This window comes from Agrococcus pavilionensis RW1, assembly GCF_000400485.1.
Lineage (GTDB): Bacteria > Actinomycetota > Actinomycetes > Actinomycetales > Microbacteriaceae > Agrococcus > Agrococcus pavilionensis.
Map to the genome: position 1 here is coordinate 1 of NZ_ASHR01000010.1, position 11765 is coordinate 11765.

General features: G+C 73.1%; 10 protein-coding genes. 2 read left to right on the forward strand and 8 right to left on the reverse strand.

Annotated elements, in window-relative coordinates:
- The first annotated feature begins 98 nt into the window (after positions 1-98).
- The gene (locus L332_RS29245) at positions 99-947 is read left to right on the forward strand and encodes an SRPBCC domain-containing protein (protein ID WP_021009665.1); all 849 of its coding nucleotides are present in this window, start codon (positions 99-101) and stop codon (positions 945-947) included.
- Positions 948-962: 15 nt separating this feature from the next.
- Here the strand turns inward: L332_RS29245 and L332_RS30280 are convergent, their stop codons facing one another.
- The gene (locus tag L332_RS30280; protein ID WP_021009666.1) at positions 963-3089 is read right to left on the reverse strand and encodes an LPXTG cell wall anchor domain-containing protein; all 2127 of its coding nucleotides are present in this window, start codon (positions 3087-3089) and stop codon (positions 963-965) included.
- An 83-nt stretch (positions 3090-3172) separates the two neighbouring features.
- On the opposite strand from L332_RS30280, the gene L332_RS29255 reads away from it, so the two are divergent.
- Entirely contained in the window at positions 3173-3799 is a 627-nt protein-coding gene (locus L332_RS29255) for a TetR/AcrR family transcriptional regulator (protein WP_021009667.1), read from the forward strand.
- Positions 3800-3824: 25 nt separating this feature from the next.
- On the opposite strand, the gene L332_RS18140 is transcribed toward L332_RS29255, so the two are convergent.
- From L332_RS18140 to L332_RS18170, 7 genes are all read right to left on the reverse strand, one after another.
- Positions 3825-4988, reverse strand: a complete 1164-nt coding sequence (locus L332_RS18140) for an acyl-CoA dehydrogenase family protein (protein WP_021009668.1) — start codon at positions 4986-4988, stop codon at positions 3825-3827.
- A 102-nt stretch (positions 4989-5090) separates the two neighbouring features.
- Positions 5091-6170, reverse strand: a complete 1080-nt coding sequence (locus tag L332_RS18145; RefSeq protein ID WP_021009669.1) for an oxidoreductase — start codon at positions 6168-6170, stop codon at positions 5091-5093.
- Positions 6167-7078 (reverse strand): methylisocitrate lyase, encoded by a 912-nt coding sequence (prpB, locus tag L332_RS18150; protein ID WP_021009670.1) that lies wholly within the window; start codon positions 7076-7078, stop codon positions 6167-6169. Before prpB ends, L332_RS18145 begins: the two co-directional genes overlap by 4 nt.
- A complete protein-coding gene (locus tag L332_RS18155) occupies positions 7078-8583 on the reverse strand; it encodes an MmgE/PrpD family protein (RefSeq protein WP_021009671.1) in 1506 nt (501 codons plus the stop codon). The genes prpB and L332_RS18155 overlap by 1 nt, the downstream gene beginning before the upstream one ends.
- A complete protein-coding gene (locus L332_RS18160; RefSeq protein ID WP_021009672.1) occupies positions 8580-10169 on the reverse strand; it encodes a tripartite tricarboxylate transporter permease in 1590 nt (529 codons plus the stop codon). The genes L332_RS18155 and L332_RS18160 overlap by 4 nt, the downstream gene beginning before the upstream one ends.
- Positions 10169-10723 (reverse strand): tripartite tricarboxylate transporter TctB family protein, encoded by a 555-nt coding sequence (locus L332_RS18165; protein WP_021009673.1) that lies wholly within the window; start codon positions 10721-10723, stop codon positions 10169-10171. Before L332_RS18165 ends, L332_RS18160 begins: the two co-directional genes overlap by 1 nt.
- A complete protein-coding gene (locus L332_RS18170; RefSeq protein WP_021009674.1) occupies positions 10720-11745 on the reverse strand; it encodes a Bug family tripartite tricarboxylate transporter substrate binding protein in 1026 nt (341 codons plus the stop codon). The genes L332_RS18165 and L332_RS18170 overlap by 4 nt, the downstream gene beginning before the upstream one ends.
- Positions 11746-11765 lie beyond the last annotated feature (20 nt).

An 11765-nucleotide genomic window follows, 5' to 3' on the forward strand; every position in this document is an offset into this window, starting at 1 on the left:
CTCAAAGAAGCTGAGGCACGTCGGGGTCTTGACGGGCTCGTCGCTCGGGCGCATCCTCGTCGTGTGCGGATTTCCGCACACGTCCCGATGGGAGCGAGATGACCCAGCACGACGCGGTGTGGTCGGCCCTCTCGCACCCCGCGCGCCGGCGCATCCTCGATGCGCTGCGCGAGCGGCCCGCGTCGACGGGTCGCCTCCACGAGGCGATCGCGGCCGCCGGCCTCTCCCCCAGCCGCTTCGCGACGCAGCGGCACCTACAGGTGCTGCGCGACGCCGATCTCGTGCTCGTGACCGACCGCGGCCGCGAGCGCGAGAACGCCCTCAACGCATCCGCCCTCTACCAGGCCACCATCGGGTGGCTCGACCCGGCGAGCGCGCGCTCCGCGCACTCGCTCGACAGCTTGCGGCGCCTCGCCGAGGCGCCCCCGCACGAGGAGACCGACATGCACGAGTTCCACGTCCGCCAGGCGATCGAGATCGCCGCCCCCGTCGCGCGCGTCTGGCGCGCGCTCGTCGACGAGCCGCACCGCTGGTGGGGCTCGCCCTACCTGCTGCTCGAGGGCTCCGACCAGCGCCTCGAGTTCCCGCAGCGCGCCGGCGGGGCCGTGCTCGAGCGGCAGGGCGAGGCGAGCGCCCTCTGGGGCATCGTCACCGCGTGCGAGCCCGGCCGCGCCTACGCGTGGACGGGGCAGATGGGCATGGGCCCCGCCTGGATCGGCGAGGCGCGCTTCGAGCTCGAGGCGACGGATGCCGGCACGCGCGTGACGCTCGTGCACGACGCGATGCGCTTGTGGGGCGACGACGACGTCGCGGGCACCGGGTCGGGCTACGACTACGGCTGGGCCGACCTCAACGCGCGACTCAAGGCCTTCGTCGAGGACGGCGCCGAGCACGGCACGACGGGATCGAACGCCGAGCCGGAGTTCGAGTTCGTGCCGTCGGCGTGACGCGCCCCCGCGCCGCTACTCGGCCCCGGCCGTGCGCGCCCGCCGCCAGCGCGGCGCGGTGAGGGCGGCGCCGCCGAGCACGAGGAGGAGCGCGCCGATCGCGAGCGCGGGCGATGCGGCAGCTCCGGTGCGCGGCAGCTCGGCCCCGGCTGCGGCGCCCACCGTCACCGGCTGGATCGCGATCATCCCCAGCTCGGTGAAGTCGAGGATCAGGTGGTGCTCGCCCGCCGGCACGCCGGAGAGCTCGAGGGCTCCCGTCACGGCGCCGCGCTCCCAGCGCGCGGTGCCCAGCGGCACCGGTTCTGAGCGCATCGTGCCGATGATGCTCGAGGTCGCGGCCGCCAGCCGGCGCTCGTGGGCTGCGAGCACGGCGGCCGCGTCTTGCTCATCCCCGAGGGCCGCCTCGATGCCTGCCATGTCGCCCTGCTGCGCGGCGCGCGTCGCGTCGGTCTGCGCTGCGAGCTCCGCTGCCCGTGCTCGGGCCTCCGCGAGCCGTGCGTCGGGCGCCGCCGTCAGGAGCGAGTGGTCGACGCCCGCCGCCGTCAGCGATCGGGCCGCGTCGGCGAGGGCCTCGGGCCCCGGGGCGCCGACGTAGGCGGCCAGGGCGTCCTCGGCGCCGGCCTCGAGCTGCAGCTGCGCGCTCCTCGCGACGAGCGCATCGATGAGCGCCTGCAGCTCCCCGGCACCGGCGCCGGCGAGCGCGGCGACCTCGCGCAGGGCGGCGCTGTCGAGGATCCACACCGGGGCGCCCGCGGCGTCGGTGCCAGCGGTGAACAGCTGCGGGAAGGCGGCCGCGATGGCGGCATCCGGGGCCGCGAGCCCGACGCCCCCGACCGCGCCCTGCCCGTCGACGAGCCACGCCACGAGACCCGGACCGTCGCTCGGCCGCTGGAAGAAGGCGACGAGCAGCTGCTGCACCGCGGCGGCGTCGCCGCTCGCGAGCAGCGCGCCGAGCTGCTCGGCATCGCCGGAGGCGAGCTGCGGGGCGGCGGGGACGCTCGGGTCGGTCGGGTCGGGCGGATCCGTCGGCTCCGGCGACGCCGTCGGCTCCGGCGACGCCGTCGGCTCCGGCGACACCGACGGCTCCGGCGACACCGTCGGCTCCGGCGACAGCGTCGGCTCCGGCGACAGCGTCGGCTCCGGCGACAGCGTCGGCTCCGGCGACACGGTCGGCTCCGGCGACACGGTCGGCTCCGGCGACACGGTCGGCTCCGGCGACGGCGTCGGGTCCGGCGACGGCGTCGGCTCAGGCGACGCGGTCGGCTCAGGCGACGCGGTCGGCTCAGGCGACGCCGTCGGCTCGGGCGACGCCGTCGGCTCAGGCAACGCCGTCGGCTCGGGCGACGCCGTCGGCTCGGGCGACGCCGTCGGCTCGGGCGACGCCGTCGGCTCGGGCGCACCACCGGCCGCCGTGAGCGCGAAGGAGCGCTCGATCGGGACGACGGAGGGGCTCGAGCCCTCGAACGGCATCGCGAACGGGAGGTTCTGCGAAGGCTGGATCGCAGCCAGGGCGAAGCCTGGCGGCGGCACGAGCGACACGCTCGTGCGCTCCGCCGAGCTCGTCGGCAGCGCGGCCGACACGAACGATCCATCGGCTGCGAGCGGCACCCGCTGCACCGCGACACCGGCGCTCGCGACCTCGACCGCGGCGCCCGAGAGGTCCGGCAGCGGCTCGCCGTCGACGGTCGCGGCGACCGTGCCGGCCACGACCCCGTAGCTGCCCCACAGCGCGACCTCGACGGGCGCGCCGTGCGAGACGACGAACTCGCTCTGGCCGATCGCCGGCTCCTCGAGGTCGCCGCGATCGCCCGGCCACTCCGCCTCGGCGAAGTAGAAGTCGGCCGCGCCATCGAGCTCGACCTCGAGCCCGCCATCGAGGCCGGTCACGCCGCTCGCGACCACCACCGGCTCCTCGCCCACCTCGCGCACGGTCACCCGCGCGCCGGCGAGCGGCGCGGATCCGGTGCCGTCGTCGATGCGCACATCGATGACGACGGTCGTCGAGGCCGGCTCGGCGCTCGCCATCGGCGGCACCGCCATGAGCAGGAGGCCGGCGACGGCGGTGACGGCGCCGACGCCGCGCAGGCCGCGACGAGCGGGGAGCGCGGCGCTTCGGGTGGGTGGACGCTGGGACGGCGACATGAGGAGCCTCTCGTGCTGGGGACTCCTATCTTGGACTGCGTCCAAACTTTGACGCAAGCCAAATTGTGAGATTCGATGTCCGAGTGACAGGACTGCGGGAGCGGAAGCGGCGGGAGTCGCGACGCGCGATGGAGGCGGCGGCGGTGGAGATCGCCTACGCCGAAGGCGTCGATGCCGTCACCGTCGCGCGCGTCTGCGAGGCGGCCGGCGTCTCGCGCAGCACCTTCTTCAACTACTTCTGGTCCCTCGAACAGGCGATCTTCGGGGCGCCCATCGGCTACGACGCGGAGATGACCGAGCGCATCCTCACCGAGCACGCCGACGACCTCGTGCTCGCCGCGGGCCTCATCGTCGTCGAGCACGTGCGCCACGCCCAGGGCGACACCGAGCTCGGCCGCCGCCGGTTCGCGCTCTTCGTGCGCGAGCCCGGCATGAGCAGCCACGTCGCGGCGCGCAGTCGCGCGAGCCGCGACGCGCTCGTGGCGGTCGTCGAGCGCTGGCTCGACGACCATCCGGAGCGCGCCCGCCTCCCGGGCCCGGATCACGGCGCGGAGGCTCGGCTCGCCGTGGGGCTGTCGATCGCGCTCGGCGACGAGGCGCTCCCCCGGCTGACCGAGGTCGACGGCGACCACCCGCTCGACCTCGCCGTCTTCCGCGAGGCTCGAGCGCGGATGGCGGCAGTCGCCGCCGACGGGCTGCCCTCGGCGTAGGGCGCCGCCGCAGGACGTCGGGGCGCTACGCCACCCCGAGCGCGCGCGCCACGACGAGCAGCTGCACCTCGCTCGTGCCCTCGCCGATCTCGAGGATCTTCGAGTCGCGGTAGTGGCGCGCGACGGGGTACTCGTTCATGAAGCCGTTGCCGCCGAAGATCTGCGTCGCGTCGCGCGCGTTGTCCATCGCGGCCTCGCTCGAAACCAGCTTCGCGATCGCGGCCTCCGTCTTGAACGGCTTGCCCGCATCCCGCAGCCTGGCCGCGTGGTGCCACGCGAGCCGCGCACCGTGCACGCGCGACTGCATGCGCGCGATCACGAACTGCACGTTCTGGCGCGTCGCGAGCGGCTCCCCGAAGACGGTGCGCTGCTGCGCGTAGTCGATCGCCGCCTCGAGGCAGCCCTCGGCCGCGCCGGTCGCGAGCGCCGCGATCGCGATGCGCCCCTCGTCGAGGATGTGCAGGAAGCCCGCGAACCCGCGCCCACGCTGCCCGAGCAGGTTGCCCGCCGGCACGCGCGCGTCGCGGAAGGTGAGCGGATGCGTGTCGGATGCGTGCCAGCCGACCTTGTCGTACGGCGCTTCGACCGTGAACCCCGGCGTGCCGTTCGGCACGATGATCGTCGAGATCTCCTTGCGGCCGTCCCGCTCGCCCGTCACCGCGGTCACGGTCACGAAGCGCGTGATGGGCGTGCCCGAGTTGGTGATGAACTGCTTCGCGCCGTTGATCACCCACTCGTCGCCCTCGAGCCGCGCGGTCGTGCGCGTCGCGCCGGCGTCGGAGCCCGCTTCGGGCTCGGTGAGGCCGAAGCCCGCGAGCGCGCGGCCCTCGAGCAGGTCGGGCAGCAGCTCGGCCTTCTGCTCCTCGGTGCCGAAGAGGTGGATGGGCATCGCGCCGAGGCTCACGCCCGCCTCGAGCGTGATGGCGATGGACTGGTCGACGCGCGCGAGCGCCTCGATCGCGAGGCCGAGCGTGAAGTAGTCGCCGCCCTGGCCGCCGTGCTCCTCCGGGAACGGGATGCCGAACAGCCCGAGCTCGCCCATCTGCGCGACGACGTCCATTGGCAGCGTCTTCGTGCGGTCGGCCTCGTACGAGGCGGGCGCGACGACCTTGTCGGCGAAGTCGCGCACCGCGCGCGCGAGGTCGAGCTCCTCGTCGCTCAGGGCGTAGGTGGTCAGGTCGATCGTCATGCCGGCTCCTCGTTCTGGAAGGGACCGCCCTCCGTGCACGGGAGCCGTGGGTCGGATCGCGACCCGCTCGGCTGCGCTCCGCGCTGAGCAGTCGCCAGCACTCTACGCGACCCGGGCCCGCGTGTACTGGGGAGGCCAGACGGATGCGTCGGGCTCGCCGTCGAGGGCGGCCTCGGCCGCGAGGGCCCAGTGCGGGTTGCGGAGCCACGCGCGCGCGAGCATGACCGCGTCGGCGTCGCCGTCGGCGAGCAGCTGCTCGGCGTGCGCCGGCTCGTCGATGAGCCCGACGGCGTTGACCCTCGCGCCCGTCGCGGCGCGCACGTCGCGCGCGAAGTGCACCTGGTAGCCGGGCCCGAGCGGGATCTCCTGCCGCGGGTCGAGCCCGCCGGAGGAGAGGTCGAACCAGTCGGCTCCGGCCGCGGCGGCGACCCGCACGTGCTCGATCGTGCGCTCGGTAACGATGCCGCCCTCGACCCAGTCGGTGGCGCTGAGCCGCACCATGAGGGCCGCATCGGGCGCGGCCTCGCGGACGGCCTCGACGACGAGCCGGAGGAGCCTCGTCGACAGTCCCGACGCATCCGGCCCCCACTCGTCGGAGCGAGCGTTCGTGAGGGGCGAGAGGAACTGGTGGAGGAGGTAGCCGTGGGCCGCGTGCACCTCGAGCGCCTCGAAGCCCGCGGCGACGGCGCGGCGGGCCGCGTCGGCGAAAGCCTGCGGCAGCTGCGCGACCTCATCGGTCGCGAGCGCGCGCGGCGGCGCGAAGCGGCCGAACGCATCCGACCCCGCACCGACGGTCTGCCAGCCGCCCTCGGCCTCGGGCACGGAGCCGCTGCCGCTCCACGCGCGGTAGGTCGACGCCTTGCGGCCCGCGTGCGCGAGCTGCATCGCGGGCACGGCGCCGTGGGCGCGGATGCGCGCGGCGATCGGCGCCCACGCCTCGGCCTGGGCGTCGTTCCAGATGCCCGCGTCCTGCGGCGAGATGCGCCCCTCGGGCACGACGGCCGCGGCCTCGGTCATGACGATGCCCGCGCCGCCGCGCGCGAAGGACGCGAGGTGCTCGCGGTGCCACTCGTTCGGCATGCCGTCCTGCTCCTCGCAGGAGTACTGGCACATCGGCGAGACCCACGCGCGGTTGCGCGCCTCGAGCGGCCCGATCGCGACGGGCGAGAAGAGGAGGCTCACTCGCTCGCGCCGGTCGGCACGTCGAAGTTGAACACGCCCTCGTCGAACGCGTTGTAGGCGGCGTAGTCGTTGAGCTCGTAGAGCCGCGCTCGCGTCTGCATGCGCTCGACCGCGCCGTCGAGCGTGCCGGTCTCCTTGAGGAGGCCGAGCTCGCGCTCGATCGCGCCCATCGCGATGCGCAGCAGCGACACGGGGTGGATGGCGATGTTGACGCCGACGTCCTCGAGCTGCCGGTGCGTGAAGAGCGCGCTCTTCCCGAACTCCGTCATGTTCGCGAGGATCGGCACGTCGACGGCCTCGCGGATGGCGGCGAACTCCTCGAGCGTCGCCATCGCCTCGGGGAAGATCGCGTCGGCGCCGGCGGCCTCGAGCGCCTTCGCGCGGTCCTTCGCGGCCCCGAGCCCTTCGACGCCGCGGATATCGGTGCGCGCCATGATGACGAGGTCGCGGTCGCGGCGGGCGCTCACGGCCGCCGCGATGCGCTGCACCGCCTGGTCGAGCGAGACGACCTCCTTGCCGTCGAGGTGGCCGCACCGCTTGGGGTTGACCTGATCCTCGAGGTGGAGGCCCGCGACACCCGCGTCCTCGAGCTCGTGCACCGCGCGCGCGACGTTCATCGCCTCGCCGAAGCCGGTGTCGGCGTCGATCAGGGTCGGCAGGTCGGTCATGCGCGAGATCTGCCGACCGCGCTCGGCGACCTCCGTGAGCGTCGTGAGGCCGATGTCGGGCAGCCCGAGCTCGGCCGACATGACGGCGCCCGAGATGTAGGCGCCCTCGAAGCCGAGCTGCTGGATGAGCGGCGCGGTCAGCGGGGTGAACGTGCCCGGGAAGCGCTGGATGCGCCCGGAGGCGAGCCCGGCGCGGAAGGCCTTGCGCTTCTCGTTCGGCGTGACGGAGCTCGAGAGCACTAGAAGATGCCCTGCGTCGTGCCCGCGTCGACGGTGCCGGCGGGAGCGCGGAGGTTGAGCTCGCGCACCTCCTCGGCCGTGAGCTCCGGCAGCCGCTCGACGAGCCCGAGGAAGCGGTCGAGCTCCGCGTCGTCGACGATGCCCTGCGCGAGCGTGCGGAGCTTCTGCACGTACTCCGCCCGGCCGAACGGGCGCGCCCCGGCCGGGTGCGCATCCGCGACCGAGATCTCGTCCTCGATCGTCTCGCCCGAGGCGAGGGTGATGACGATGCGGCCGCCGAACGCCTTCTTGTCGGGGTCGGGGTCGTGGTAGCGCTCCGTCCACACCGGGTCCTCGAGCGTCGAGATCTTGTTCCACAGCTCGACGGTGTCGGGGCGCGACGCGCGCTCGGGCGCGTAGGAGTCGACGTGGTGCCAGCCGCCGTCCTGCAGCGCGACCGCGACGATGTACGGGATCGAGTGGTCGAGCGTCTCGCGGCTCGCGGTCGGGTCGTACTTCTGCGGGTCGTTCGCGCCTGAGCCGATCACGTAGTGCGTGTGGTGGCTCGTGTGCAGCACGATCGAGGCGATGTTCGCCGGGTCGCGCAGCTCGGGGCGCTCGGTGCCGAGGCGGCGGGCGAGGTCGATCCACGCCTGCGCCTGGTACTCGGCCGAGTGCTCCTTCGTGTAGGTGTCGAGGATCGCGCGCTTCGGCTCGCCCGGCGCGGGCAGCGGCACGTGGTAGCGGCCCTCCCAGCCGTCGAGCAGCCAGGCGATGAAGCCGTCCTCGCCCTCGTAGATCGGCACGGGGCTCGTCTGGCCGCGCATCGCGCGGTCGACCGACTCGACGGCCATCTTGCCGGCGAACGCGGGCGCGTGCGCCTTCCACGTGGAGATCTCGCCCTTCCGCGACTGCCGCGTCGCGGTCGTCGTGTGGAGCGCCTGGCCGATGGCCTGGAAGATCGTCTCGGCGTCGAGGCCGAGCATCGTGCCGATGCCGGCGGCGGCCGACGGGCCGAGGTGCGCGACGTGGTCGATCTTGTGCTTGTGCAGCGAGATGGCGCGCACGAGGTCGACCTGGATCTCGTAGCCCGTCGCGAGGCCGCGCACGAGCGCGGCGCCGTCGCAGCCGAGGTGCTGCGCGACCGCGAGGATCGGCGGGATGTTGTCGCCCGGGTGCGAGTAGTCGGCCGCGAGGAAGGTGTCGTGGAAGTCGAGCTCGCGCACGGCGACGCCGTTCGCCCACGCCGCCCACTCGGGGCTCACGCGGTCGTCGACGCCGAAGATCGCGGCGCCGGGCGCGTAGGGGTGGCGCTGCGCCTGCTCGCGCGCGGAGACGACGGGCGCGCGGTTGAGGCTCGCGACGGCGACGGCGGCGTTGTCGATGATGCGGTTCGCGATCATCTCGACGACGTCGGCCTCGACCGCGACGGGGTCGACGGCGACCTGGGCGATCTTCCACGCGAGCTGCTCCTCGCGGGGCAGGTTCTCGGCGGACTTCCGGGCTCGCACCTCGTGCGTGATCATGGCGTCTCCTTCGTTCGGTTCTGTGCGGTGGCGGACGACTCGAGGTCGCGCTCGCCGTCGACCTGCACGGTGTCAAGCATGGTGGTTCTCGAGAGCCGTCGCTTGTTGAGGCGTCGGATGAGGCCCGGCAGCAGCAGCACGAGCGCGAGCGTGATGTAGACGATCACCGAGAACGGCGAGCTCACGAGCGTGAGCGGGTCGCCCGCGGAGATGTCGAGTGCCCGGCGCAGCTGCAGCTCGGCCAGCGGGCCGAGGATGGCGCCGACGACGACGGGCGCGATCGGGAACCCGAACCGGCGCAGCAGGTAGCCGACGACGCCGAACGCGATGAGCAGCAGCACGTCGAACGACGCCCCGTTGACCGCGTATGCGCCGAGCAGCGCGAACGTCGCGATGCCCGCGAAGAGATAGGGCTTCGGGATCTTCAGGAGCTTCACCCACACCCCGACGAACGGCAGGTTGAGGATGAGCAGCATCAGGTTGCCGATCAGGAGGCTCGCGATGAGGCCCCACACGAGGTCGGCCTCGTTCGCGAGCAGGGCGGGACCAGGCTGCAGCCCGTACTGCTGGAACGCGACGAGGATGATCGCCGCGGTCGCCGAGGTCGGGATGCCGAGCGTCAGCAACGGCACCATCGTGCCTGCGGCGTTCGCGTTGTTCGCCGCCTCGGGTCCGGCGACGCCCTCGATAGCGCCCTTGCCGAACTCCTGCTTGCGCGCACCCTTCGCGAGCTTCTTCTCGAGCGAGTACGACAGGAAGGTCGGGATCTCGCTGCCGCCGGCGGGGATGACGCCGAGCGGGAAGCCGATCGCGGTGCCTCGCAGCCAGGGCTTCCACGAGCGGCGGAAGTCGGCGCCGGTCATCCACTTCTGGCCCTTGATGGATGCGACGGCGTACTTGCTCGAGGTCTGGTGCGCGACGACGTAGAGCACCTCGCCGATCGCGAAGAGCGCGACGATGAGCACGACGGTATCGATGCCGTCGAGCAGGCGCGGCATGCCGAACGTCAAGCGGTCCTGGCCCGACTGGAAGTCGATGCCGACGAGCCCGATCGTGAGCCCGAGCGCGAGGGAGATGAGCCCCCGGAGCGGTGAGCCGCCCACGAGCGCGCCGACGGTCAGGAATGCGACGACCATGAGCGCGAAGTAGTCAGCCGCGCCGAGCTGCACCGCGACGTCGACGATCGCGGGCGCGAACATCGCCACGAGCACCGTCGCGATCGTGCCGGCGATGAACGAGCCGATCGCGGCCGTCGCGAGCGCTGCGGCGCCGCGACCCACGCGCGCCATCGCGTTGCCGTCGATCGCGGCGACGATGGAGCCCGATTCGCCCGGCGTCTTGAGCAGGATCGAGGTGGTCGAGCCGCCGTACATCGCGCCGTAGTAGATGCCGGCGAAGAGGATGAACGCGCTCGCGACCGGCATCCCGTAGGTCATCGGGAGCAGCAGCGCGATCGTGAGCGCCGGACCGATGCCCGGCAGCACGCCGATCATCGTGCCGACGAAGGCGCCGAGCAGGGCGAACAGCAGGTTCTGGAGCGTGAACGCGACCGAGAACCCGTGGAGGAGTCCCTCGAGGCCTTCCATCACAGGATCCCGGTCAGGACGCCCGCGGGCAGCTGGATGCGCAACGCGAGCGTGAAGAGGTAGAAGATGCCGAGCGAGAGCACGACGGCGATGGCGCTCGTGACGAGCCACCGACGGGCACCCGTCGCGACCGCGACGGCGAAGAACGTGAGCGCTGCGGCGATCGGGTAGCCGAGCACGTCGACGGTGAGTGCGAAGCCCACCATCGCGCCGGCGGAGAGGGCGAGCTGCCACCAGTGCAGCGTGGCGACGTCGAGGTCGCCTTCGGCGGCGTCGGGGTGGCCGAGCCGCCCGCGCAGGACCTGCACGAGGAGCACCGCGCCGAGCGCGGCCGTCACGGTGCCGACGATGATCGGGAACTGCCCTGCACCCAGGCCGGAGGCCGAGCGCGAGACGGGCTGACCCATCCCGTCGATGATCGTGATCGCGCCGATCGCGATGACCGCCGCCGCGAGCAGCAGCTCGGGCCAGCGGCGGGGGCTTCGAACAGGGCTCGCCCCGGAGGCGGTCGCGGATGCGACCGGCTCCGAGGCGAGCGGGGTGTCGGTGGTCACTGGACGACGAGGCCGAGCTGCGAGAGCACGCCCTCGACGCGCGTGTTCTCGGTCGTGAGCCACTCGCCGAACTCGTCGCCCGCCATGAACAGGTCTGCCCAGTCGTTCGTCTCGAGCAGCTCCGCCCACTCGTCGGAGGCAGCGACCTCGGTGATGACGTCGACGTACTGCTGGCGCAGCTCGTCGTCGAGGTCGCCCGGCGCCATGACGGAGCGCCAGTTGGCGAACTCGAGGTCGGCGTGGCCGATGTCGGTCACGGTCGGGATGTCGAGGCCCTCGATGGGCTCGGCCGTCGAGAGCAGCAGGCCGCGCAGCTCGCCGGCCTCGATCTGCTGGCGGAACTCGCCGATGCCCGAGATGCCGGCGCTCACCTGGTTGCCGAGCAGGGCCGTCGTCGCCTCACCGCCGCCCGAATAGGGCACGTAGTTGAGGTCGCTCGGCGAGATGTCGTACTGCTCGGCGAGCAGGCCGAGGAACACGTGGTCGGCACTGCCAGCGGAGCCGCCGGCGATCGGCACGCCTGCCGGGTTCTCGGCGATCGCGGCGAGCAGGTCGTCGACCGACTCGAACTCGGAGTCAGCCGGCACGACGATGACCTCTGCCTCGCCGATGAGGCGCGCGATCGGCGTGACGTCGTCGAGGCTGACGCCGGTGTCGTTGGTGAGCACGCCGCTCATCATCGCGAGACCCGAGGCCATCAGCACGCCGTCGCGGCCGGGGTTGCCGGCGATCTGTGCGAGGGCGACCGTGCCGGATGCGCCGGGCACGTTGGTCACAGTGACGGAGTCGGCGAGCTCGGTCGCCTCAAGGGCGCCGCCGAGCGCGCGAGCAGTCTGATCCCAGCCGGAGCCGGGGTTGGCCGGAGCGATGATCTCGATCCGTCCAAGGCTCTCCGCCGCGACGGGACCCTCGGAGCCGGCCGGATCCTGGCTCGCGCTCGGCTGCTGCGTCGCGGTGGTGCAGCCGGTCAGCACGAGCGCCGCGGCGCCCACGACTGCGGCGAGCTTCCAGTGCTTGTTCACGTTCACTCCTTTGTGGCGTT

Excerpts from the sequence above, each read along its gene's own strand:
- L332_RS18155 (WP_021009671.1), bottom strand. The coding sequence starts at position 8,583 with ATGATCACGCACGAGGTGCGAGCCCGGAAGTCCGCCGAGAACCTGCCC.
- L332_RS30280 (WP_021009666.1), bottom strand. The coding sequence starts at position 3,089 with ATGTCGCCGTCCCAGCGTCCACCCACCCGAAGCGCCGCGCTCCCCGCT.
- L332_RS18140 (WP_021009668.1), bottom strand. The coding sequence starts at position 4,988 with ATGACGATCGACCTGACCACCTACGCCCTGAGCGACGAGGAGCTCGAC.
- L332_RS18160 (WP_021009672.1), bottom strand. The coding sequence starts at position 10,169 with ATGGAAGGCCTCGAGGGACTCCTCCACGGGTTCTCGGTCGCGTTCACG.
- L332_RS29245 (WP_021009665.1), top strand. The coding sequence starts at position 99 with ATGACCCAGCACGACGCGGTGTGGTCGGCCCTCTCGCACCCCGCGCGC.